Source organism: Marinobacter sp., from assembly GCF_965229985.1.
Lineage (GTDB): Bacteria > Pseudomonadota > Gammaproteobacteria > Pseudomonadales > Oleiphilaceae > Marinobacter.
On record NZ_OZ245935.1, the window covers coordinates 4,268,968 to 4,293,867 of the forward strand.

The following is a 24,900-nucleotide window of genomic DNA, read 5'->3' on the forward strand; positions in this document are numbered from 1 at the left end:
CGAGTGCAACAGCAGTTGCCCAACCGTCACAGAACTTTATACCCGGAAGGATGCCGGCTGTTTTGTTTCTCGTTCTGTCCGCCATGGTGTTGGTGGGCTGGAGTCAGGCCAGTGCAGCCCGAAGCTTGCCGGACTTCACCGAGCTGGTTGAGGAGAATGCGGGTGCTGTGGTGAATATCAGCACAACGACCGAACCCCGACGCGGGAATTCCCGCGCCCCCGGGATGCCGTTTGATGAGCGTCAGCTCGAACAACTCCCCGAGTTTTTCCAGGATTTCTTCCGCGGCCCGCAGTCTCCGTTTGGTGGCGGGCCGGGTAACTCACAGCCCCGACGTTCCATGGGCTCCGGGTTCATCGTATCCTCGGACGGCTACGTACTGACCAACAATCACGTGGTTGAAGGTGCTGATGAGATCATCGTGCGCCTGAACGACCGTCGCGAACTGCCTGCTACCCTGGTTGGAACCGATCCCCGTTCCGATATGGCCGTGCTGAAGATTGAAAACGGGGATGACCTGCCAGTGGTGAAGGTAGGCCAGTCCCGGGATCTGAAGGTTGGTGAATGGGTCTTTGCGATCGGCTCGCCCTTCGGATTCGACTATACGGTGACTGCCGGCATCGTCAGCGCTTTGGGGCGGTCATTGCCATCGGAAAACTATGTGCCCTTCATCCAGACCGATGTGGCAATCAACCCGGGCAATTCAGGCGGGCCCCTGTTTAATCTGGAAGGTGAAGTGGTGGGCATCAACTCCCAGATCTATACCCGCTCTGGCGGTTTCATGGGGGTCTCGTTTGCCATTCCTATCGACGATGCCATGAATGTGTTCCGTCAGTTGCGTGACAAGGGCTCTGTGTCCCGCGGCTGGCTCGGGGTGCTGATTCAGGAGGTAAATCGTGACCTGGCCGAGTCCTTTGGTCTGAAACGGCCTCGCGGTGCGCTGATTGCCGAAGTGATGGCGGACTCACCGGCGCAGAAGGCGGGTCTGCAGTCGGGGGATATCGTTCTCAGCTATGACGGTGATGAGGTGCAGCTTTCCTCTGACTTGCCGCCTATGGTAGGCCGCACTCCGGTAGGTGAAACCGCCGAGCTGAGAGTGCTTCGAGGTGGCGAGGAAATCGAGCTTCAGGTTGAAATTGGTCGCCTCCCCGAGGAGGGAAGCCAGCAAGCTGCTGCGCCTTCCGGTGACAGTGGTGGTCCCGCGTCTGCGCCTTTGGGCATGATGGTTGAGCCGCTGCCTGCGGATATGGCCGACTCCATGGGCATTGAAGGCGGCGTTGTGGTCAATAACGTTGCCCGGGGTGCTGCGTCTGACGCTGGCATCCGGGCGGGGGATGTGATCACTGAAATCAACCGCCAGAAAGTGACTTCCTTACAGGAGTTTCGCGAGGCTGTGCGGTCCCTGCCTGAGGGCAAGGCGGTATCGGTTAGGGTGGTTCGCCAAGGCCGGGCACTGTATCTGGTGATGAAGCCCTGATATTCCTCTCCTGAGCCAGATCATAGGCTAAGAAAGCCCCCGCAGGTGTCGGAAACGACACCTGCGGGGGCTTTTGTTATACTCAGCGAATCAACAAAAATGAGTGGCCATGGAACGGACCAGCCCCATGATGAACAGACAGGAACTCTCCCTTCGCAAGTTACTGGAATTTCGCAACGCCTGGGTCGCCTGGCTGATTTTTGCCGTTGCCATTGCTGTCACCCTGTTGCTCTGGCAAGTGTCCATTCGGCTGGTTGAAGACCGCACGGAGGCTCGCTTTCGCACCCAGTCTCTGCAACTTAAATCCGCCATTGAAGAGCGCCTGCTGAACTACGAGCAGGTGCTGGCCGGTAGTGCCGGTCTGTTCGCGGTGACCGGAGACGTTTCCCGTGACCAGTGGCGCGAGTACGTCGACAAGGTGGATATCAACCGTTACTACCCGGGCATTCAGGGTATTGGCTATGTTCGCCGTATTGGTGTCCGCCAGATGGCCGATCATATTGCTTCAGTCCGGGCGGAGGGGGTGCATAATTACCTGGTGAACCCGCTGGGCAGTGGCCCCTATTACTATCCCATGGTTTACCTGGAGCCGGGCACTGAGCGCAATCGCCGGGCCCTTGGCTACGATGCCTTCAGCGATCCCATTCATCGTCGGGCCATGGAGCAGGCCCGTGATGAGGCTGTCCCCACCGTTACGGCCAAGGTGGTGCTGGTTCAGGAAGAGCTTGGTGAAGACCAGGCAAGTTTCCTGATGTACTACCCCGTGTACCAGGGCGGAACCGTGCCCGAGATCCGGGCCGAGCGTCGCATGATGCTGGCAGGCTATGTGTTCAGTGCCTTCCGGATGAACAACCTGATCGACGGCATCGTCGGCCTGATCTCGCCGTTTCTGGATGTCCGGATCTACGATGCCGGAGTGGTGGAGCGGCAGAACCTCATGTACGGCTCCAACCTGGGTTCCCTCGATAACGAATTCAGTTTCCAGATGAGCCAGACTATCAGCCACGGTGGTCGCGATTGGCTGTTGCAGACCCGTTCCACGCCTGCCTTTGATTTCCTGGCCTCGGATCCGCGTCCTCCGATCGTTCTGGGCAGCGGCCTGGTCATCAGTGCCTTGCTGTTCCTCTTCGTGCTCGCGCTGATCCGGTCACGTCTGATGGCGCAGATCAGTGCCGGCCGCTATCGGGCAATTACCGAGGGCGCTGCCAACGTCACTCTGGTGATGGATCGTGCCGGGCAGGCTCTTTACGCCAGCCCGTCCAGCCTCGATATTCTCGGTTTTGAACCGGACCAGGTTCAGTCCCTGGACTTTGAAGAACTGGTTCACGGCGACGACTGGCCTCAGCTACAGAAAGGCTTTGACGATTCCGTGCAGTCGCCCGGAAAACAGATGCCGGTAATCCGGGTTCGTATTCGCGATGCCGAGGGGCAGTGGCGGGATATGGAGGGCACCTTTACCGCCATGTTGTCGGTGCCCGGTGTCAATGGGGTTGTGCTTAGCCTGCGGGATCTGACCCAGCTCAAGGCTGCCCAGTCTGAGCTGCACCGGTTGGCATTCTACGATCCGCTCACAGGGCTGGCAAACAGGCAGCTGTTCCGCGACCGCCTGAACCACGTAGTCAGCCGTAGCCGCCGAAGCGGTGAGCCGGCCGCGCTCATGTTCCTGGATCTGGACGGGTTCAAGCGTATCAACGATACCCTGGGTCATGATTCCGGGGATGAGCTCCTTCGCCAGGTGGCCCAGTGGCTGGTGGGCTGCGTCCGGGAAGAGGACTCGGTTGCCAGGCTCGGCGGCGACGAATTCGTGGTGCTGTTGTCACGGATCAGTGATTCGGACGCCGCCAGCAAGGTGGCAGAGACTATCCTGCGCAGCCTGTGCCAGCGGATCCGGCTGAACGATCATGAAGTCGGTATCACGGTCAGTATTGGTATTACCATGATCCCGCACGACAGCGAGGATGCCGGGACCCTGATGAAGTATGCCGATCTGGCCATGTATCGCGCCAAGGAACTGGGACGCAATACCTTCCAGTTCTTCACGCCGGCCATGAATATCAAGGCGGCGCGCCGGCTCCTGCAGCAGGAGGAGTTGGCCACGGCCCTGGATGGTGATCGCTTCGTTTTGCACTACCAGCCGAAGATTGATCTGGCCAGTGAGCGGGTCATCGGGGTTGAGGCATTCCTGCGCTGGCATCATCCGGAGAAAGGACTGGTTTCCGCCCAGCAGTTCATCGGCCTGGCTGAGGAAACGGGCCTGATCGTGCGCCTGGGAGAATGGGCCCTAAGGCAGGCCTGTATTCAGGTGCAGGCCCTGGAACGGGCCGGTTTCGAATCTCTGAAAATGGCGGTGAATCTGTCCGTTCGCCAGCTGACCGATTCCGGTTTCCTGGATATGATTCGCCAGGTCATCACCGAAACCGGCGTCTCGCCCGAGCGCCTCGAGCTGGAAATGCCGGCGGAACTGCTCAATGAAGATCCACGAATGCTCCGGGAGTTGCTGGTGTCGCTCCATGATTTGGGGGTCTGTCTGATTCTCGATGATTTTGGCACCGGTTCCTGTTCTCTGGTTTCGCTGCAACAGCTGCCCCTGGATGTGATCAAGATCGATCACCGGTTCATCCGCGATATACCCTACAATGTCAGTGCTACCGATGTTGCCTCCGCGGTAATTGCCCTGGCCCGCAAGCTCCACCTCACAGTGGTTGCAGAAGGTGTGGAAACCCCGCAGCAACTGAGCTTCCTGAAAACTCACGGCTGTGCCCAGTGTCAGGGCAACCTGTTCAGCTATCCGCTGGACGAGGATGCCCTCATTGGCTTCCTGATCCGGCAATACGAAAGGCCGCTGATTTCCTGATCATGGCAATGGCGGCCGGTAACCGGTAAAATCACGCCGTTCCCGGATCCCGGTAGCGGCCCCTCCGGGCTCAATCCTTCGTCTTAACTGAGTATTCATTGTCTGTGACTGAACTGAGCCGAATCCGTAACTTTTCCATCATCGCCCACATCGACCATGGTAAATCCACGCTGGCAGACCGTTTTATCCAGGTTTGCGGCGGCCTGACCGACCGTGAAATGGCCGAGCAGGTCCTGGACTCCATGGATCTCGAGCGTGAGCGAGGGATTACCATCAAGGCCCAGAGTGTCACGCTGAATTACAAAGCCCGTGACGGCCAGGAATACAAACTGAACTTTATCGACACCCCGGGCCATGTGGATTTTTCCTATGAGGTCTCTCGGTCGCTTTATGCCTGCGAAGGGGCCTTGCTGGTGGTCGACGCCGGCCAGGGCGTTGAAGCCCAGTCCGTGGCCAACTGCTACACCGCCATTGAGCAGGGTCTCGAAGTTGTGCCGGTTTTGAACAAGATGGACTTGCCCCAGGCCGAACCGGAACGGGTAGCGGCGGAGATCGAGGACATCATCGGCATTGAAGCCTCTGATGCGGTCCGCTGCAGCGCCAAGAGTGGCCTGGGTGTTGAGGATGTGCTGGAAGATCTGATCAAAAAAATCCCGCCGCCGAAGGGCGACCGGAGCGCGCCACTGCAGGCGCTGATTATCGATTCCTGGTTCGACAATTATCTGGGCGTGGTGTCTCTGGTAAGGGTGACCGAAGGTACCCTGAAAACAGGCGACAAGATCGTTATCAAGTCCACCGGCAAGGCCTGGAACGCCGACAAGGTCGGTATTTTCAATCCCAAACCGAAAGACACCGACATGCTCGAAGCCGGCGATGTCGGCTTCGTAGTGGCAGGCATCAAGGATATTCATGGTGCGCCCGTCGGCGACACCATCGTGCATCAGAAGTTCGCCGAGCAGACGCCGATGTTGCCGGGCTTCAAAAAGGTTAAACCCCAGGTCTACGCCGGGTTATTCCCGGTCAGCGCCGACGACTACAACGATTTTCGGGACGCCCTGGAAAAGCTGACCCTGAACGATGCTTCCCTGTTTTTCGAGCCGGAGAACTCCGATGCCCTTGGCTTCGGTTTCCGCTGTGGTTTCCTGGGCATGCTGCACATGGAGATTATCCAGGAGCGGCTGGAACGGGAATACGACATCGACCTGATCACCACGGCGCCAACGGTTATCTATGAGGTGGTTACCAAACAGGGTGAGACGCTGTCGGTAGACAACCCGTCCCGGCTTCCGGATATTGGTTCCATTGAGGAAATGCGTGAGCCGATTGTGGAAGCGAATATCCTGGTACCCCAGGAGCATATCGGCAACGTAATAGCCTTGTGCGAGGAAAAGCGTGGCGTCCAGAAGAACATGCACTTCATGACGACCCAGGTCCAGCTCACCTATGAGCTGCCCATGGCCGAAGTGGTAATGGACTTCTTTGATCGGATCAAGTCGGCCAGCCGCGGTTTTGCCTCTCTGGATTATCATTTTACCCGATTCCAGACCGCCAATCTGGTGCGGCTGGACGTTTTGATCAACGGTGAGCGCGTTGATGCCCTGGCTCTGATCGTGCACAAGGAGCAGGCCCATCACAAAGGTCGCCAGCTGATCGAGAAGATGAAAGAACTGATTCCGCGGCAAATGTTCGATATTGCCATTCAGGCCGCCATCGGTAATCAGGTGGTATCGCGGGTCACGGTCAAGGCACTGCGCAAGAACGTAACCGCCAAGTGTTACGGTGGTGATGTGAGCCGGAAGAAGAAACTGCTGCAGAAGCAGAAGGAAGGTAAAAAGCGTATGAAGCAGCTGGGTAATGTCGAGGTGCCTCAGGAAGCGTTTCTTGCCGTACTGAAAGTAGATAAATAAAAGGCCTCCTGGATGGATATCGATTTTCCCCTGGTACTGGTGGTACTGACCTTTGCAACGGGTCTGATCTGGCTGGCGGACAAGCTGTTTCTTCGTGATCGTCGTCTTGCTGCCTACCGTGCCAGTGGTGCTGCCGGAGAAGTGGGTGATGGCTCATCCTCGGAATCTGAGGAACCGAAAGAACCCTACCTGGTCGACCTGAGCCGATCGTTTTTCCCGGTGTTGGCAATTGTGCTGGTGCTGCGCTCTTTTCTGGTGGAGCCGTTCCAGATCCCGTCAGGGTCCATGCTGCCTACCCTGGAGGTGGGCGACTTCATTCTGGTGAACAAATACGCCTACGGATTGAGACTGCCTGTTGCCGGGACCAAAGTGATCCCGGTTGGCGATCCGCAGCGTGGCGACGTGATGGTGTTCCGCTACCCGGAAGACGGCCAGACCAACTACATCAAGCGGGTAATCGGTCTGCCGGGCGATCATATCCGTTACCGTGACAAGCAGTTGTTCATCAACGGTGAGAAGGTCGAAACGCGATTTATCGCGAGACTGCCGCCGATGGAGCTGCGCCGTGAAGATCTGGGTGAAGTCGAGCACGACATTTTCCTGACCATGGGTCGGCCCGGTGGCAGTGGTGAGGGTGAGTGGCTGGTGCCCGAAGGCCATTATTTCGTCATGGGTGACAATCGCGACAACAGTAATGACAGCCGCTACTGGGGCACGGTCCCGGACGAGCTGGTGGTGGGCAAGGCCTTTGCTATCTGGATGCACTGGAAATCCCTTACCAGTCTGCCATCCTTTGATCGTGTAGGCGGAATCGAGTAACTCGGACTATCTGGAGCGCAGTCGTAATGAAGAAAAACAATCTTTCCGGCATGGGCCGTCAGCGGGGTGCTTCGGCATTGACCATGATGGTTATGGTGCTGTTTTTTGGTGGTCTGCTGACGCTGGTGATCAAGCTGGGCCCCGCCTACCTGGATGACATCACGATTCAGGAGGCGCTGGAAAGTCTCGATGGCACCGAGGGCCTCTCTCAGATGGGGCCGGCCCAGGTCCGCACACTGATTAACAAGCGGCTCAGTGTGAACAATGTCCGGGGTTTCGATGCCAAGAATATTTCTGTCGATAAAGACGGCGATCTGGTCGTTATCAATGTTGATTACGAAGTGCGTAACAACCTGTTCAGTAATGTGGATACGGTGGTTCACTTCAAGCACCAATATGAGATGAAGGGCAAGTGAGTTCACAACCGGATCTGGATCAGTTACAGCGGCGCATTGGCTATCAGTTCAAATCGCCGGAGCGGCTTCTGCTGGCACTTACCCACCGGAGCTTCGGAAACCAGAATAACGAGCGCCTCGAATTCCTCGGCGATTCCATTGTGAACATGGTTATTGCCGAGTATCTGTTTCTGCACTTCGAAAAAGCCCGTGAAGGCCAGCTGAGCCGCCTGCGGGCCCGCATGGTAAAGGGCGTGACGCTGGCTGAGATTGGCCGCGAGTTCCAACTCGGAAGTTACCTGCGCCTGGGCTCCGGTGAACTGAAAAGCGGCGGGTTCCGTCGCGAATCCATCCTGGCTGATGCGGTGGAGTCCATCATTGGTGCGATCTACCTGGACAGTGACTTCCACACTTGCCGGGAACAGGTCTTGCGCTGGTTCGAGCACCGGTTGGAAAAGCTTGATCTCCAGGATACCCAGAAAGACCCCAAAACCCGCTTGCAGGAATACCTTCAGTCCCGCCAGTTTCCATTACCGCGTTATGACGTGATTTCCGTGGATGGCGAGGCTCACAACCAGACATTCCATGTATCCTGTGCGCTGCCTTCGCTGGACCGAAAGACCACCGGGACCGGCAGCAGCCGCCGGGTGGCTGAGCAGCAGGCAGCCCGTAACGCCCTGAAAGAACTGGGCGTGGAGAACCAGTAATGAACGATATCACCCGTCCGGAAAACCCGGACAGTCGCTGCGGTTTTGTGGCCATCGTCGGCCGTCCGAACGTGGGCAAGTCCACACTACTGAACCATATCCTGGGGCAGAAGCTGAGCATAACCTCCCGCAAGCCGCAGACCACGCGTCATCAGGTGCTCGGGATCAAGACCGTGGGGCCGGTGCAGGCGATCTACGTGGACACACCGGGCATGCATGAGGAAGAGCCCCGGGCCATTAACCGTTACATGAACAAGGCAGCCACGTCGGCACTCATTGATGTCGATGTGGTGGTGTTCGTGGTGGACCAGCTGGCCTGGACGACGGCGGATGAAATGGTGCTGGAGAAACTCAGCCGGCTGAAATGCCCTGTGATCCTGGCGGTGAACAAGGTCGACAAGATTGAAAAGCGGGAAAGCCTGCTGCCGCACCTGGAAATGCTCTCGAAAAAGCGTGAGTTTGCCGAGATCATTCCGCTTTCGGCCCTGAAAGAGACCAACCTTGAACCTCTGGAAGAGGCGGTGGGGCGTTTCCTGCCGGAGAGTATCCACTTCTACCCGGACGACCAGATTACCGATCGCAGTGAGCGTTTCCTGGCGTCGGAGATCGTCCGGGAAAAAATCACCCGCCAGTTGGGGGCTGAATTGCCTTACTCCGTGGCGGTGGAGATCGAGGAGTTCAAGCGGGAGGGCAAGACCCTGCATATTTCCGCACTGATCCTGGTCGAGCGTGAAGGTCAGAAGAAGATCATCATCGGCGAAAAGGGCGAGCGGATGCGCCGGATTGGTCAGGAGGCGCGCACGGATATGGAGCGTATGTTCGACAGCAAAATCATGCTGAGGCTCTGGGTCAAGGTTAAGCGTGGCTGGGCAGACAGCGACCGGGCCCTGAAGAGCCTGGGCATGAACGACCTCTGAGACGGCGATGAAGGGGCCTGAACTTCAGGAGCCCGCTTATGTCCTGCACCGCCGGCCCTGGCGGGAAACCAGCCTGATGGTGGATCTCTTTGCCCTGAACCATGGCCGGATGACCGTCATTGCCCGGGGCGCCAACAGTGCCAAAAGTCCTCTGAAAGCCCAGCTACAGCCCTTCCAGCCGCTGGTGGTGGACTGGGCCGGTCGGGGCGACCTGAAAACCCTGACCCAGGTCGACGTGCGAACCGGCCCGACAATCACCCGGACAGTGTCGCTCTATAGTGGCCTATACCTGAATGAACTGTTGCAGCGGGTTCTGCCCGCCGCTGATCCCCATCCGACCCTCTTTGCAGCCTACATAGATGCCATCCGGCAGCTCTCCGACACCACAGACGTGGAGCCGGTGCTGCGGCGGTTCGAACTCGCTTTTGCTGCCGCCCTGGGTTACGACTTTGCCTGGGATCTTGCCACCGATACGGGGCAATCCGTCGAGCCTGACCGGGAGTATTGTTATGATCCGGAGCAGGGCATTGTTTCCGGGCTGTCGGCCGGTGTGCGCCTGCGGAATCTGCCCGGGGAAGTATTACTGGATCTGGCCCGGGATGATCTGCAATCGGACCGCTGTCGGCGGCTGGCGAAGCGGGTCATGCGGGTACTGATCGATTATCTTCTGCAGGGGCGCCCCCTGAATAGTCGCAGCCTTTTCACTCACCTTCGGGGAGAATCCCATGAATCCTAGAGTACTGCTTGGCGTCAATATTGATCACGTTGCCACCCTCCGTCAGGCGAGGGGGACCCGGTATCCGGATCCGGTTCAGGCAGCACTGGTGGCCGAGGAAGCCGGGGCAGACGGCATCACGATCCATCCGCGGGAAGACCGGCGTCATATCCAGGATCGGGACGTGCTGTTACTCAAGGAAGTGCTTCAGACCAAGATGAACCTTGAGATGGCGGTTACAGATGCCATGCTGGCGTTTGCCGAGCAGGTCCGGCCGGAATGTGTCTGCCTCGTGCCGGAGAAGCGTGAGGAATTGACCACCGAGGGTGGTCTGGATGTGGAGGGTCAGGAATCCCGGGTGGCCAGGGCCTGTGAGCGCCTCGCCCGGATTGGCGCCGAAGTCTCGTTGTTTATTGATCCGGACCCGGCCCAGATTGATGCCGCAGTGCGTTGCGGCGCGCCGGTAGTCGAACTTCATACCGGAGAGTATGCCGAGGCCGAAACGTCAGAGGCTGAAAATGCCGCGTTCAAAACCATTGCCGATGCGGTCGCCTATGCCCGCAAAAAAGGGCTTGTCGTCAATGCCGGCCACGGCCTGCATTATCACAACACCGAGCGGGTAGCGGCGATCCATGGCATTAACGAACTGAATATTGGACATGCCATTATCGCCCGTGCGGTTTTCACCGGTCTGAAAGAAGCGGTCCGGGATATGAAGGCCATTATTGATCACGCCCGGAGCCGGGCCTGATTCGAGGTAGCGTCAGGTCGTTTCGGCGGCCTCGTGGCGTTCGCGAAACAGCTGTTGCCAGTCGGTCTGGTCGCTCCAGATTTGCAGCCGCTCCATGGCCGAGAGCAACTGGTCTTTCTGGTGCTCAAGATCCGGGGCAGAGCATTTGATGGCCGTTTCCAGGTGGTTGGCTGCGGCCCGCAGTTCCGGTACACCGCAGTAGCGGGTGGCGCCATGGAGTTTGTGAACGCACTCCAGCAGCTCATCCATATTGTCGTTGGCCCAGAGTCCCGGTATTCGCTCCCGATCCACGTGGACCTGTTCGAGCAGCATGCTGAACAGTTCTTCCGCAAGGTCAGCCTTGCCAGCGGCCAGCTGGATGCTCTCGTCGACGCTGACGCAGTCCTGCTGCATTTTGCGGGTTGACGGCCTGAGGGCCCGGCGGGTGTCGCGGACTTCCGGCACGGGAAGCCGGCCGTTGCTTCCGCTCTTAGGGCAGACGTAACCGGTGTACTCATGGATGATTTCGGTAAGCTGGCCACTGCTGATGGGCTTGGGCATGTAGCCATCGAAGCCCTGTTTGGTCAGCCGTTCCTGCTCGTCCGCCAGGGCGTGGGCGGTCAAGGCAATGATCGGAGTCCGATGATTGCCGGTATCCATCTCCCTCAGCCTTGCCGTGGTTTCCACGCCGTCCATGCCGGGCATCTGCAGATCCATGAAGACCAGGTCGAAGGGTTTCTGTCTGGCCTTGCTAAGGGCTTCAAATCCGCTGGAAGCGCCTTCAGCGTCCAGTTGGCAGTCTTCCAGCAGGGTCATCACCAGCTTGAGGTTGGCGTCGTTGTCATCCACTGCCAGTACCCGGGGAACATTGGCGGTGGTCACTCGGTTGGCGGAAATCTCGTATTCGGGCACCCGCCCACTGGAATTGATGCCGTGCACCAGCAGCAGAAGCTCGTCGTATAGGGAATCGCGGCACACCGGTTTGGTGAGGTGGCCACTGGCAAGCCCCGACAGTGGTGTGTCGTGAGTTTCCAGGGTGGGGGTCAGCAACAGTGTCCGGCAATCCCGTTCGATCTCCAGGGTACGGACAAGGCCACAGTACTGGCTGGAATTGAGCAGGTGACGGGTAATGCCGACAATGGCCACCGCATAACCAGCCTGGCTTTTCTGGGCCTCCTCAATGTGTTCCTGCAGCGCACCGGGTGAGGCCACCCGGTCCACCACCATGCCCCAGTCCCGCAACAGGTGTTCCACGGCCAGTCCGGTGGTTTTCTGTTGTTCCAGGTAGATTACCCGTTCCCCACGCAGGGCATCCCGGGGGGCAACGGCCTCACCGCTGGTGGCAAGCTCCGAGGTAAGGGTGAACCAGAAGGTCGAGCCCTTGCCAAGTTCACTCTCAAGCCCGATCTTGCCCCCCATCTCCTCGACCAGGCGCTTCGAGATGGCCAGCCCAAGGCCGGTGCCACCGTATTGTCGGGCAGTCGAAGCGTCGGCCTGGCTGAAGGCGTTGAACAGGGATTGCTGCTGGGCCCGGGAGAGGCCCACGCCGGAATCCGTGATGCTCAGGCGCAAGGTCACCCGGTTGGTGTCTGTCTCTTCCTCTTCCAGGCTCGCCCTCAGGACCACCTCGCCGGTCTGGGTAAACTTGATGGCGTTGTTGACCAGGTTGGTGATCACCTGTTTGACCCGCAAGGGGTCACCCATGATGTTATCTGGCACATCGTTGTAGACCAGCGGCACCAGATCCAGGTTCTTGGCATGGGCGGCCGGCGCCAGCATGACCATGACTTCCTCGACAATATCCCGCAACTGGAAGGGCACCCGGTCCAGAATCAGCTTGCCGGCTTCAATTTTTGAGAAGTCCAGGATGTCGTTGATGATGGTTAGGAGAATCTCCGAGGATTTCCTGATGGTGCTCAGATGGTCCCTTTGCTGCCTTGGCAGGGGGCTCTTCAGGAGCAGCTCGGTGAAGCCGATAATGCCGTTCAGCGGCGTGCGGATTTCATGGGACATGTTGGCCAGGAACTCTGACTTTATCCGGCTCGCTTCCAGCGCCTCCTTCCGGGCAAAATCCAGTTCAATGTTTTGGATTTCGATGGTCTCCAGCGTTTCCCGCAGATCTTCCGTGGCCTGGTCGATGTTCTGCTGCATTTCTGCCTGGGCCTTGCTCAGTTCCTCGGCCATCGCATTGAGGCCGGATTCCAGTTGTTCGAACTCAGGGCCGGCGCCGGTATAGACGCGAGTATCCAGCTTGCCTTCCTTGAGTTTGGCAACGGCTTCGTTCAGCTCGAACACGGGGTTGGTGAACGCACGGCTCAGCCGCAGGGCAATGGCCATGCTGAGAATAACGCCGGCTAGAATCAGTAGCAGGGAAATCAGCAGGGCCTTGTACGTCTCTTTTTCGGTGCGGATATGGGACATCTCCACAACCACCCAACCGAGAGGCTCCCGAAGATTCGACATGGACTGGCGGGCATCCGGGTCGAGCATGCTCTCGATCATCAGATCCTGGAGAAAAACAGGGGTGATGAAGCGAGTGCTGTTTTTCCGGGATATCCGGGTTGCGTGCTCGGCGGTGAGTTCCCCGGACTGAACGGTCTCTGAGCTTCCCGGCCCGGTGTGAAGCAGGCGCGAGCCGTCACTGCCAAAGAAGGTGATGGAGCGCACGTCCTGCTCTTCCAGGAGGGCATTGGAGAGGCTGCTGAGCAAGCTGCGGTTAGCGGTAAACAGGCCGTACTCGGAACCGGCGGCGAGCTGACGAGAGAGTGATTCGCCCCGATCTTTCAGCAGGCTTTCTATATTGTTAACCCAGCTGTAGGTAAAGAACAGCCCCAGCATCAGGGTGGTCAAGAGGGTGGGAACCAGTGTGACCACCAAAACTTTCTTGCGAATGCCCCAACGTCGCATACCGTGTTCCTGAATTATTGCTTATGTCCGCACCGCAGAGCGGGAAACGTCCGTGTTAAGAATAGCTGATCCGGAACGGGATAACTGTGGTATCAGTCCCGGCAGTACCGGAAAATCCGGTGTCGGATATAGCCGCCGGTCATGGATATAGCGAGAAGCTGTATTGGGAGACCGGGGCGATAACGCGTATCATGCGAAGCCAAAAGTGTACCACAGGGTTATCATATGCATTTTCCCACCATTGAAGATTATGTCGGGCACACCCCTCTGGTTCGCCTGCAGCGTCTCCCCGGTGAGACGAGTAACGTGATTCTGGCCAAGCTGGAGGGAAACAACCCTGCCGGCTCGGTCAAAGACCGCCCGGCTATCAGCATGATCCAGGAGGCGGAGCGCCGGGGCGACATCAAGCCAGGCGATACCCTGATCGAGGCGACCAGTGGCAACACCGGCATTGCCCTGGCCATGGCGGCTGCGATCAAGGGTTACCGCATGGTGCTGATCATGCCTGCGAACATGAGCGAGGAGCGTCGGGCATCCATGCGCGCCTACGGTGCGGAAATTGTCACTGTCACCAGGGAAGAGGGTATGGAAACCGCCCGTGACCTGGCCCTCAAGATGCAGGCGGAGGGCAAGGGCAGGGTGCTGGACCAGTTCAGCAACCAAGACAACCCCCTGGCGCACTACCGCACAACCGGTCCCGAGATCTGGGAACAGACCGGCGGGCGCGTCACCCATTTTGTCAGCTCCATGGGCACCACCGGCACCATCATGGGCGTTTCCCGTTACCTCAAGGAGCGCAACCCGGATATTCGCATCATCGGGCTGCAGCCAAAAGAAGGCGCTTCGATCCCCGGGATCCGGCGATGGCCCGAAGCCTACCTGCCGAAAATCTACGATGCCGCACGGGTGGACGAGGTGCTGGATGTTGGCCAGGAAGAGGCCGAGAACACCATGCGGGCCCTGGCTTCCGAGGAAGGCATTTTTTGTGGCGTCTCCTCCGGCGGTTCGATCGCGGCCGCGCTCAAGCTCTCGCAGCAGGTTGAAAACGCCATCATCGTGGCCATTATCTGTGACCGCGGCGACCGCTATCTTTCCACCGGTGTATTTCCCGGCGCCTGAACACGATTTTACCAAGAGACCCAAGTATGAGCAGACGACGCAGGAAGGTTCTTCCGAAAGAGCCCGTGCGCTGTGAGATTGAGACCCTGAGCCACGATGGCCGGGGTATCGCCCGTCAGGACGGCAAAACCCAGTTTGTGGATGGCGCCCTGCCGGGTGAAACGGTGATGGCGAAAGTGGTGTCCAGCCGAAGCAAGTTCGACGAACTGCGCACCGAAGAGGTTCTGGAAGCTGCGCCGGATCGCCAGACGCCACCCTGCGAGTTTGCCGACCTGTGCGGTGGCTGCAGCCTCCAGCATATGAGTGGCGATGCCCAGATCGAGTTCAAGGAAAACACCCTGCGGGAGCATTTTGCTCATTTCGGGGGCATTGAGCCCGAACAATGGATTGAGCCGCTGCGATCGGAGGAGAGCCTCGGCTATCGCCGCAAGGCCCGCCTCGGGGTTCGTTACGTCAAGGCCAGGGAGTCTGTCCTGGTGGGGTTCCGGGAGAAACGCAACAGTTTCCTGACCGACATCGATCGTTGCGTGGTGCTGGATCCCCGCATCGGCGACCGCATACTGCCCCTGCGCAATATGCTGCACGACCTGGACGCATACAGCCGAATCGCCCAGGTGGAGGTTGCCTGTGGCGATGATGTGGCCGTGATGGTGTTCCGGAACATGGATGACCTCTCGGCCGGTGATCGGGAAAAGCTCATCGCCTTTGGTCAGGCCCACGATTTGCATATCTACCTGCAACCAAAAGGCCCCGACACGGTGCATCGGATATGGCCCGAAACCTCTGGCCGGGATGATGAACGGCTGAGCTACAGGCTGGAAGAATTCGACCTGACCATGAAATTTCATCCCATGGACTTTACTCAGGTCAATGCAGGCATTAACCGCGCGATGGTACACAGGGCCGTGGAATGGCTGGATGTCCAGCCGGGTGAGCGTGTCCTGGATCTGTTCTGCGGTCTGGGGAACTTTACGCTGCCCCTGGCCCGGAGGGGAGGACAGGTTGTTGGCGTGGAAGGCGACGAGACCATGGTCGTGCGCGGTCGGGAAAATGCGGAACTGAATGGCCTGGAAAATGTCGATTTTCACGGTGCCGATCTGCACGGAGACTTCACCGGCCAGAGTTGGGCGAAGGAAGGGTTCGACAAGATCCTGATTGATCCGCCCCGCTCCGGTGCCGAGGAAATCTGCAAATACCTCACCGCCTTCGGTGCGCGGAAGATAGTCTATGTCTCCTGTAACCCGGCTACCCTTGCGCGGGATGCGGGCGTTATGGTGCGCAACGGCTATCGCCTGGTGCGCGCGGGTGTGATGGACATGTTTCCCCACACCACCCATGTGGAATCCATCGCGCTGTTCGAGCGGGATTCCGGCTGACGATGTTGTGGGCAGTCAGGGATGGCTGCGGAAACCATCAGGAATAACAAGACTGATATGGTAAAAGTTCGCGAAGACTACGCAATGACTGGCGATGGCCAGGTGGATATTGAGGGCTGGGTTCACCAGATAGCCTCGCAGACACACCTGGAAGACCCGGGTCAGTTCCGGCAGGCCTGCGAAAAAGCCGCGGAGATCGATCTTCAGGCGTTCCGGCAGGACCGGCAATGGGCCCCTGGTTCCAGCAGCTTCCGGATCGGCATTGAGATGGCCCAGGTCCTGGCGGAGCTGCATCTGGATCAGGCCAGCCTGGTGGCGGCGATTCTTTACCGCGCGGTACGTGAAGAGCGTGTTCCCCTCGAGACGATCCGCAAGGAGTTTGGCGACGAGGTGGCAGGCCTGATCAATGGTGTGCAGCAGATGGCGGCTATTTCGTCCATCCATCACCCCCTGAAAGGCAACGTCCTGGGACAGAGTGAAGGCCAGCTGGACAACGTCCGCAAGATGCTTGTCACCATGATTGACGACGTCCGGGTTGCCCTGATCAAACTGGCCGAACGGACCTGCGCCATCCGGGCGGTCAAGGATGCCCCGGAAGAAAAACGCATGCGAGTGGCCCGGGAAGTGTTTGATATCTATGCACCGCTCGCCCATCGTCTTGGCATTGGTCACATCAAGTGGGAGCTGGAGGATCTGTCTTTCCGCTACCTGCATGAGTCTGCGTACAAGAAGATCGCCAAGCTGCTTGATGAAAAGCGGCTCGCCCGCGACAGCTACATCAAGCGGGTGATTGAGACCCTGCAGACCGAGCTGAAAGCCTATGGCATTGAAGGCGAGCTGTCTGGCCGCGCCAAGCACATCTACAGCATCTGGCGGAAAATGCGGCGCAAGGGCATCGATTTCTCCCAGGTCTACGATGTCCGTGCTGTTAGAATTCTGGTCCCGGAAGTGCGCGACTGCTACGCCGCCCTGGGTATCGTCCACACGCTGTGGCGCCATATTCCGAACGAATTCGACGACTACATAGCCAACCCCAAGGAAAATGGTTATCAGTCGTTGCACACGGCGGTGATCGGCCCCGAGGGCAAGGTCATGGAAGTGCAGATCCGTACCCACAAAATGCATGAGGAGGCGGAGCTGGGCGTCTGTGCCCACTGGTTGTACAAGGGGATGGATAAGGGCAACAAGTCCACCGGGTACGATGCCAAGATCAACTGGCTGCGCCAGGTGCTGGAGTGGCAGGAAGAGCTGGGCGACCTGTCCGGGCTGGCGGACCATCTGAAATCCGATGTGGCGTCAGACCGGGTTTATGTTTTCACGCCCGAGGGCCATGTTGTGGATCTGCCCCAGGGTGCAACGCCGGTGGACTTTGCCTATCGGGTTCACACCGAAATCGGCCACGCCTGTCGAGGTGCGCGGGTGAACAGCCGGATTGTCCCGCTGACCTATCCGCTGAAAACCGGCGACCAGGTGTTCATCCTGACCTCCAATAATCCGGCCCCCAGCCGCGACTGGCTGAACCCGAGTCTGGGTTACATCCAGACCTCCCGGGCAAGGGCCAAGGTTACCCACTGGTTCAAACAGCAGGATCGGGGCCGCAATATCGTTGATGGCCGTGCCATCCTCGAGGACGAGTTCAAGCGTCTGTCCCTTTACGACGTGGATCTGGGTGAGCTCGCGAAGAAGGTGAATTATCACAGTGCGGAGGACATGTTTGCCGCCACGGGTGCCGGCGATCTTCGCCCCACTCATGTCGCCAATGTGGCCCAGCAGATGCTGGAGCCCAAGTCCGAACAGCTGGATCTGAAGCTCAGCACCCAGCGCCGCAAGCCCTACGATACCGAATCGGACATCCAGATCCTGGGCGTTGGCAAGCTCAAGACACAGGTGGCGAAATGCTGCAAACCCTTGCCCGGTGACGCTATTGGTGGCTACATCACCGTCGGCCGGGGCGTTACGGTGCATCGCCAGGACTGTCTGACGTTCCTGAACCTGCGTGAGTTCGAGCCCAACAGGATCATTGAGGTGAGCTGGGGTGGCCGGCCGGCGGCGGTCTATCCGGTTGATATCGAGATTGAGGCCTATGACCGGTCCGGACTGCTCAGGGATATCACCCAGGTGCTGTCGGCCTCCAAGAGTGATGTGCTGTCGCTCAATACCCTGAGTAACAAGGATGAGAATACGGCCACCATGACCGTGACGGTCGAGATTTCCAGCCTGGAGCAGCTGGCGCGGTTGCTGGCGCAGATTCGCAACCTGCCCAATATCATTGATGTAAGGCGTAAACGCGGATGAGCTATACCATTGAGGATCTGAAAACCCTGATGGCCCGTCTCCGGGACCCGGAGACGGGCTGTCCCTGGGATACCAGGCAATCCTACAAGACCATCGTGCCGCACACGCTGGAGGAAGCCTACGAAGTCGCCGATGCCATTGAGCGTGAGGATTACCCGCACCTGAAAGACGAGCTGGGAGATTTGCTGTTCCAGGTGATCTTCTACACCCAGCTTGGTCGAGAAGACGGCCATTTCGATTTTGATGGTGTGGTCGATAATCTGGTGCGCAAACTGGTGCGCCGACACCCCCACGTTTTTCCGGAAGGGACCCTGGAAAGTCGAATCGATCCGGATAACCGGCCGGATGAGGCCTGGATCAAGGAAAGCTGGGAGCGCATCAAGGCCGAGGAGCGGGCACTGAAGCCGACACCCGAAGCCGGCGCACCGGTAAGCCGGCTTGATGGCATCGCCCGTACCCTGCCAGCCATGGCACGGGCCGAAAAGCTCCAGAGACGGGCGGCCCGCCACGGCTTTGACTGGCCGGATATCGGCCCCGTCTTCGACAAACTCCATGAGGAAATCGACGAGCTCAAGGAAGCCTGGAAAGCGGCGCACACCGGCGCCGGCGATCCGGATGCCGTAGAAGATGAGCTGGGCGATCTTATGTTCGTCTGTGTGAACCTGGCACGGTTCATGAAGGTTAATCCTGAGCAGGCCCTCAATCGAACCAACCACAAGTTCGATGCCCGCTTCCGGGCGATTGAACGTGTACTTGAGCGCGAGGGCCGGGACATGGACGAAGAATCACTGGAGGCGCTGGACGCTGTCTGGCAGGCGGTTAAAGGCGTGGAACGGGGAGAAAACGGGGACTGAACAGGACGGATCGGTAAGTACAATCCGTTACCAATTTTCTCGCCCCCAGACCGACGGCTTCGTCTACACTTCCGGAAACGGATGCACAGTTTTCGTGCGCCGTGCGCCATCAATAAGATGCAGGAGTGAAGGCACCATGAAAATCAAAGATCTGGTCAACTACTGGGACAAGCATGCACGTGGTCGGCTTACCCGAGACGCCTATTTCATGGCGTTGTCTGACCAGCATCACAAGCGCCTCGAAAAGCTCGCAGCGCTTTATCCGATGAAGTCACCTCAGGATCTGATGCGGGATCTGATTTCTGCAGCACTGGACGAAATGGAAACCAGCTTTCCTTACGTTCAGGGTACCAAGGTGGTGGCGTATGACGAGGATGGTTTCGAGATCTACGAAGATCAGGGGCTGACTCCGAAGTTCGTCAGCCTGAGCCAGAAACACATCCAGCGCCTCAAGGCTCGTCAGCTGGAATCAGTAGCCTGACGAAAGGGCAGCGAACGCTGCCCGTCGTTACTTACTTATCCTTCCCTTCCAGCTTGTCCTTCAGCGGGCTCTGGCGAACCAGATCGTCTAGTGCCGCGCCAATCATATCGTTCAGAATATCGCTCTCACTGCGGTCCGGGTATAGCTCTGCCAGTGCAGCCACCCGTGCGGCATCTTCCAGCGGCAGACGCAGGTTGTAATCGTGGGTGCGCTCCACAGACTCTTTTTGCTTTTCCCAGTGCTTGGGCAAATCAGTGACCTTCATGATGACTCCTTGCAGCTACAGGCTTGAATCGCCAATAGACTTTCTCGACTGTTCCTTAGTATCGTAAGTTTACTTCGCCTCCGTCAATTCAAAAGGACGCCAATGTGACTGAGCTACATCCCGAACTCCGAGAAAACGTACGAATGCTGGGCGAGCTGCTTGGCCAGAGCATACGGCGGTATCCCGGACAGGATTGCTATGAGCTGATCGAGGAAATCCGTGCGGCCGCCAAGGCTGATCGCCGCCAGGAAAGCGGTTCCGGCCAGCGGTTGGTGAATCTGCTCGGCAAGCTGAGCGATGATGAGCTGCTTCCGGTAACCCGGGCTTTTAACCAGTTCCTGAACCTGGCCAACCTGGCCGAGCAATACCATGGTATCCGTCGCAAGCGGGGCCACCAGTCCGATCTCATGGTGGAATCGCTGGGTGAGGTGTTTGAGCGGCTGAAGAGCGGCGATGTCACGCCGGAAGAATTGCATCAGCGGGTCGCGGACTTACGCATAGAATTCGTGCTCACGGCCCACCCCACCGAAGTGGCCCGGCGCACCCTGATCATGAAATACGACGAAATGTCGGATTGCCTGGCTCGGCTCGACCACGACGACCTGATGCCGGCCGAACGGGAGGAAATCGTCAACCGCCTGTCCCAGCTGGTGACGGAAGCCTGGCACACCGACGAGATTCGTCATGAGCGACCAACCGCGGTGGATGAGGCCAAGTGGGGCTTTGCGGTTATCGAAAACAGTCTATGGCAGGCTTTGCCACAGTTTCTGAGGAGCCTGGACACCTCTCTGGAGGGTGCGACGGGGAAGGGCCTGCCCCTGCAGGCGTCACCCATCCGGATTGCGTCCTGGATGGGCGGTGATCGCGATGGCAATCCGAATGTTACCCACAAGGTTACCCGTCGGGTCTTCCTTCTTGGCCGCTGGATGGCAGCGGATCTCTATCTTCGCGATATTCAGGCGCTGCGAGCGGAACTGTCCATGTGGCAGGCAAGCGACGAACTCAAGGCCGTCGTTGGTGATTCCCGGGAACCCTATCGCCATGTGCTCGCTGAACTCCGCGAAAGGCTGATCAAAACCCGTGACTGGGCCGAGGCGAGCGTCAATGGAGAGACTGCTGACGCCAGCGGTATTCTGTTTGAAAACGAGGATTTCACCGGCCCCCTGGAGCTCTGCTATCGGTCGCTGGTTGAGTGTGGTCTGGAGGATATAGCCAACGGCCCGCTGCTGGACACCATCCGGCGTGCACACACCTTCGGCCTGCCGCTGATCCGGCTGGACATTCGCCAGGAGGCGAGCCGTCACGCAGAGGCCGTGGCCGAGATGGTCGATTATCTCGGTATGGGGGATTATCTGTCCTGGTCCGAGCAGGAGCGCCAGGCGTTCCTGGTGCAGGAGCTTCAGGGCCGACGCCCGCTGGTCCCCCGCAATTGGGAGCCTTCTGAGTCCGTTGCGGAGGTGCTGGCAACCTGCGAAGTGGTGGCGCAACAAACCCCGGAAGCCCTGGGGTCCTATGTGATTTCCATGGCCAGCAAGCCTTCTGATGTGTTGAGTGTGATTCTGCTGCTGCGGGAATCCGGGATGAAGTTTCCAATGCGGGTCGTCCCGCTTTTTGAAACCCTGGATGACCTGCGTGGCGCGCCGGACAGCATGTCGGCACTGTACGAGGTGGAATGGTACCGGGAGTATTGCCAGGGCCGGCAGGAAGTGATGATCGGCTACTCGGATTCCTCCAAGGACGCGGGTCAACTTATGGCAGCCTGGGCCCAGTACCAGGCCCAGGAGAAACTCACTCACGTCGCCCGCCAGTACGGTGTGCATCTGACCCTGTTCCATGGTCGGGGTGGTACCGTTGGCCGCGGTGGTGGACCTGCCAACCGGGCGATTCTGTCCCAGCCACCGGGCTCGGTAAACGGCAGTTTCCGGATCACTGAGCAGGGGGAAATGATCCGGTTCAAGTTCGGTTTGCCCCGGCTGGCAGTCCAGAGCCTGACGCTTTACACCACCGCGGTTATTGAAGCTACTCTGGCGCCGCCACCCAAGCCGGAGGACAGCTGGCGGGAAACCATGGACTGGCTAACCGAGCGGTCCCTGAAAGCCTACCGGGATGTGGTTCGGGAGAATCCGGATTTCGTGCCCTATTTCCGCCAGGTCACACCCGAGCAGGCCCTGGGTAAACTGGCGCTTGGCAGCCGGCCGGCCCGGCGAAAGGCAACCGGCGGCGTGGAAAGCCTTCGGGCCATACCCTGGATTTTCGCCTGGACTCAGATGCGGCTGATGCTGCCGAGTTGGCTGGGTAGTGACGTCGCGCTTGAGGAAGCGGCCCGGGATAACCGGCTTCCAGTATTGAGGGAGATGATGCAGGGCTGGCCGTTCTTCCGCACCTACGTGGATATGCTGGAGATGGTCTTGGCCAAGGCGGATTTGCGCATCGCCAGCTATTATGAGCAGACCTTGTTGGACGATGACCGGCTAAAAGCCCTGGGTGAAAGCCTTCGAACACGCCTCCAGGGTTGCATAGAGCGGCTTCTGGAGCTCAAGGAGCAAACCGATCTGCTTGAGGCGGAGCCCGTGTTCGCGCATTCTATGCGGGTCCGCAACCCCTACACGGATCCACTGCATTACCTGCAGGCTGAACTGCTGCGGCGGGATCGGCAAAGTGAGGGCAAGGGCGAGGTGCCGGAACTGGTGGAACGGGCCCTGAAGGTCACCATGGCGGGCATTGCTGCGGGCATGCGCAACACCGGTTGATCGCGTACGCTAATGATTTGCCCGGAGATAGTGCCGAAAAGAGTGCCGGGAAAAGGCCGGGTAGCCTGGCCACCGACGAAGAACAAAGGGAGTAAGCTGTGGCTCTGGCTGCACGATTGGAACGTTTTCTCGCCCGCAAGGGCATCAGCTATCAAGAACTGCCGATAGATCAGGTGACCAGCCTGGATGCGGCGGTTATTGCCTCGGGCCTGTCGCAGGACGCCTTTGTTCAGGCCACCCTCCTGATCGATATTACCGGCGTCGTGATGGCCGTGCACAAGTTCGACAGTTCCCTGGACCCGGATGCCCTCCACCAGTTGACTGGTCGGCGCCTGCAGCCGCTGACCGCTCGTCAGACCATGCGCCTGTTCGGGGATTGCGATCCCGGCTTCACGCCACCCATCGGGCAGGCCTACGAACTGCCCGTTATCGTTGATGAGGATGTGATTCAGTCGGATCAGGCCGTGTTCTCCAGCGGTACCGATCATTCTCTGATAGAGATGGATGGCCGATCCCTCCGGCTGGCGCTGGCAGGCGCCAGGGAAGGGCACCTGGTTATCCGGGGGCCGGGGAATGGCAACCGCGAGGCACTAACGCTCGAGGAAGTGGCCGACAAACTCCAGAAACTCTACCGCCTGCCACCAATGCCGGCCCTCGCCCTTCGCATCCTGCGGTTGACCGCCAATACCGACGCCACCGCCCGGGAACTCGCCGAGCTGATCGAGTTTGATCCGAGCCTGACAGCGCAGATCATGCGTTATGCCCGGTCTGCACTGTTCAATTATCCGGGCCAGATCAATTCGGTACAGGAAGCGGTCACCCGTGTACTGGGGTTCGACCGTGTGGCTCACATCGCCCTGGGCATTGCCTCTGTTCGCGCCTTTGAAGTACCCCGCCATGGCATTCTGGGTATGGATAATTTCTGGCGCCACTCCCTGTATTGCGCGTTTCTATGCCAGATTATTGCGCCGCGGTGCGGTGCCGAGAAAGGTCTGGGTTATCTTTGCGGGCTGTTGCACAACTTCGGCCTGTTGCTGGTCGGGCATCTTTTCCCGGCGGAGTTCGATGAACTCAATGAGCTTCGCGAGGCCAATCCTGAGGCCAGCATGCACTCTCTCGAGCAGCAGGTGTTCGGGCAGGGCAATGGCCAGGAGATCCTCTCGGTTGGCCATGGCGCCATTGGCGGGATACTGCACCGTTTGTGGCAACTGCCGGATCCGGTGGTCAAGGCGGCCGGTGTTCATCAGCAGTCCGGTTACCACGGCGAGCATGAGAACTATGTCCTGATGGTTCAGCTGGCCAACGCCCTGCTTAAAGATCGGGGTATTGGTGATGAGTTCAACCCCGACGACGTGCCGACTTTGCTCGAGGGCCTGGGCCTGCGACCGGAGGTTCTGGAAGAGCTGAATGTAGAACTTGATCGCGTGGCTCCAGATCTGGACGCACTGGCCAGCTCCCTGTCATCCTGACACCCTGTCGTTATTCGCTGGGAAATGCGCACTTCCGGTGCATGATACGGAGGTCGACTTTCTCTGACGTGGCTGACTTCGTATAATGCGCCTTCGCCGTTCCGGCTGACACCTGTTCCGTGCAGGAGAGGCTGTCGCAAAGGCAGAGGTTTTTGCCACAGCTTTTCAAATGATAATGACTAAAACGGGAGCACAGCGTTATGCGAATCATCATGTTAGGCGCACCGGGCGCAGGCAAGGGAACTCAGGCCCAGTTCATTACTGAACGGTTTGGTATTCCCCAGATTTCCACCGGTGACATGCTGCGGGCGGCGGTAAAAGCCGAGTCCGAGCTGGGCAAGCAGGTCAAGGAAGTCATGGCAACAGGCGGCCTGGTGTCTGACGACATCATTATTGCGCTGATCGAAGAGCGCATTCAGCAGCCGGATTGCAAGAACGGTTTCTTGCTGGACGGCTTCCCGCGGACTATCCCCCAGGCCGAGGCTCTGAAAGACCAGGGAATTGCCATCGACTATGTGGTCGAAATCGCCGTCGATGACGAAGAAATCGTCAGCCGTCTGTCCGGGCGCCGGGTACATGAAGGTAGCGGTCGCATCTATCACGTGAAATACGATCCGCCCAAAGTAGAGGGCAAGGACGACCAAACCGGCGAGCCGCTGGTTCAGCGTGAGGACGACAAGGAAGAGACGGTTCGCAAGCGTCTGAAGATCTACCACGACCAGACCGCACCGCTGGTCGGCTACTATCAGGACTGGGCATCGAAAGAGCCTGCTGCGGCGCCAAAATACGTCCGCGTGGAAGGCGTTGGCAGCCTGGACAGCATTCGCGACCAGATCCTGTCTGAACTCAAGTAAATCATTGGCAT

General features: G+C 58.8%; 19 protein-coding genes. 17 read left to right on the forward strand and 2 right to left on the reverse strand.

Annotated elements, in window-relative coordinates; genetic code table 11:
* The first annotated feature begins 50 nt into the window (after window positions 1-50).
* The 9 genes from ACO06L_RS19640 to pdxJ all read left to right on the forward strand — a co-directional run bounded on the left by ACO06L_RS19640 (window position 51) and on the right by pdxJ (window position 10,540).
* Entirely contained in the window at window positions 51-1,475 is a 1,425-nt protein-coding gene (locus ACO06L_RS19640) for a DegQ family serine endoprotease (RefSeq protein ID WP_202347213.1), read from the forward strand.
* 127 nt (window positions 1,476-1,602) lie between these two features.
* On the forward strand, window positions 1,603-4,329 hold the full coding sequence (locus ACO06L_RS19645; RefSeq protein WP_064227491.1) for a bifunctional diguanylate cyclase/phosphodiesterase: 2,727 nt from the start codon (window positions 1,603-1,605) through the stop codon (window positions 4,327-4,329).
* Between the two features lie 104 nt (window positions 4,330-4,433).
* Window positions 4,434-6,236 carry a translation elongation factor 4 gene (lepA, locus tag ACO06L_RS19650; RefSeq protein WP_202347124.1) on the forward strand — a complete coding sequence of 601 codons (1,803 nt, stop codon included), beginning with the start codon at window positions 4,434-4,436 and terminating at the stop codon, window positions 6,234-6,236.
* Between the two features lie 12 nt (window positions 6,237-6,248).
* Window positions 6,249-7,055: a signal peptidase I gene (gene lepB / locus ACO06L_RS19655; protein ID WP_064227122.1), complete on the forward strand. Its 807-nt coding sequence runs from the start codon at window positions 6,249-6,251 to the stop codon at window positions 7,053-7,055.
* Window positions 7,056-7,081: 26 nt separating this feature from the next.
* Entirely contained in the window at window positions 7,082-7,471 is a 390-nt protein-coding gene (locus tag ACO06L_RS19660) for a DUF4845 domain-containing protein (protein WP_064227123.1), read from the forward strand.
* A complete protein-coding gene (rnc, locus tag ACO06L_RS19665) occupies window positions 7,468-8,157 on the forward strand; it encodes a ribonuclease III (RefSeq protein WP_064227124.1) in 690 nt (229 codons plus the stop codon). Before ACO06L_RS19660 ends, rnc begins: the two co-directional genes overlap by 4 nt.
* Window positions 8,157-9,074 carry a GTPase Era gene (gene era, locus ACO06L_RS19670; RefSeq protein WP_202347125.1) on the forward strand — a complete coding sequence of 306 codons (918 nt, stop codon included), beginning with the start codon at window positions 8,157-8,159 and terminating at the stop codon, window positions 9,072-9,074. The genes rnc and era overlap by 1 nt, the downstream gene beginning before the upstream one ends.
* Before the next feature lie 7 nt (window positions 9,075-9,081).
* The gene (gene recO, locus ACO06L_RS19675) at window positions 9,082-9,810 is read left to right on the forward strand and encodes a DNA repair protein RecO (protein WP_202347126.1); all 729 of its coding nucleotides are present in this window, start codon (window positions 9,082-9,084) and stop codon (window positions 9,808-9,810) included.
* A complete protein-coding gene (gene pdxJ, locus ACO06L_RS19680; RefSeq protein WP_202347127.1) occupies window positions 9,800-10,540 on the forward strand; it encodes a pyridoxine 5'-phosphate synthase in 741 nt (246 codons plus the stop codon). Before recO ends, pdxJ begins: the two co-directional genes overlap by 11 nt.
* 12 nt (window positions 10,541-10,552) lie before the next feature.
* Here pdxJ and ACO06L_RS19685 read toward each other — a convergent pair whose 3' ends face one another.
* A complete protein-coding gene (locus ACO06L_RS19685) occupies window positions 10,553-13,426 on the reverse strand; it encodes an ATP-binding protein (protein ID WP_202347128.1) in 2,874 nt (957 codons plus the stop codon).
* A 225-nt stretch (window positions 13,427-13,651) separates the two neighbouring features.
* On the opposite strand from ACO06L_RS19685, the gene cysM reads away from it, so the two are divergent.
* The 5 genes from cysM to ACO06L_RS19710 all read left to right on the forward strand — a co-directional run bounded on the left by cysM (window position 13,652) and on the right by ACO06L_RS19710 (window position 19,551).
* Window positions 13,652-14,545: a cysteine synthase CysM gene (cysM, locus tag ACO06L_RS19690; RefSeq protein ID WP_008176171.1), complete on the forward strand. Its 894-nt coding sequence runs from the start codon at window positions 13,652-13,654 to the stop codon at window positions 14,543-14,545.
* Window positions 14,546-14,571: 26 nt separating this feature from the next.
* Window positions 14,572-15,921 (forward strand): 23S rRNA (uracil(1939)-C(5))-methyltransferase RlmD, encoded by a 1,350-nt coding sequence (gene rlmD / locus ACO06L_RS19695; protein ID WP_202347129.1) that lies wholly within the window; start codon window positions 14,572-14,574, stop codon window positions 15,919-15,921.
* Between the two features lie 57 nt (window positions 15,922-15,978).
* Entirely contained in the window at window positions 15,979-18,216 is a 2,238-nt protein-coding gene (gene relA / locus ACO06L_RS19700; RefSeq protein WP_064227493.1) for a GTP diphosphokinase, read from the forward strand.
* Window positions 18,213-19,070, forward strand: coding sequence for a nucleoside triphosphate pyrophosphohydrolase (gene mazG, locus ACO06L_RS19705; protein ID WP_202347130.1), 858 nt, complete (start codon window positions 18,213-18,215; stop codon window positions 19,068-19,070). The genes relA and mazG overlap by 4 nt, the downstream gene beginning before the upstream one ends.
* Window positions 19,071-19,206: 136 nt before the next feature.
* Window positions 19,207-19,551 (forward strand): hypothetical protein, encoded by a 345-nt coding sequence (locus ACO06L_RS19710; RefSeq protein ID WP_008176163.1) that lies wholly within the window; start codon window positions 19,207-19,209, stop codon window positions 19,549-19,551.
* 31 nt (window positions 19,552-19,582) lie between these two features.
* Here ACO06L_RS19710 and ACO06L_RS19715 read toward each other — a convergent pair whose 3' ends face one another.
* Entirely contained in the window at window positions 19,583-19,816 is a 234-nt protein-coding gene (locus ACO06L_RS19715) for a hypothetical protein (protein ID WP_064227131.1), read from the reverse strand.
* 104 nt (window positions 19,817-19,920) lie between these two features.
* Between ACO06L_RS19715 and ppc the strand changes: the two genes are divergently transcribed.
* The 3 genes from ppc to adk all read left to right on the forward strand — a co-directional run bounded on the left by ppc (window position 19,921) and on the right by adk (window position 24,889).
* Window positions 19,921-22,566, forward strand: a complete 2,646-nt coding sequence (gene ppc, locus ACO06L_RS19720; RefSeq protein ID WP_202347131.1) for a phosphoenolpyruvate carboxylase — start codon at window positions 19,921-19,923, stop codon at window positions 22,564-22,566.
* Between the two features lie 98 nt (window positions 22,567-22,664).
* The gene (locus tag ACO06L_RS19725; protein WP_202347132.1) at window positions 22,665-24,035 is read left to right on the forward strand and encodes an HDOD domain-containing protein; all 1,371 of its coding nucleotides are present in this window, start codon (window positions 22,665-22,667) and stop codon (window positions 24,033-24,035) included.
* A 200-nt stretch (window positions 24,036-24,235) separates the two neighbouring features.
* On the forward strand, window positions 24,236-24,889 hold the full coding sequence (gene adk, locus ACO06L_RS19730; protein WP_202347133.1) for an adenylate kinase: 654 nt from the start codon (window positions 24,236-24,238) through the stop codon (window positions 24,887-24,889).
* The last annotated feature ends 11 nt before the right edge of the window (window positions 24,890-24,900 follow it).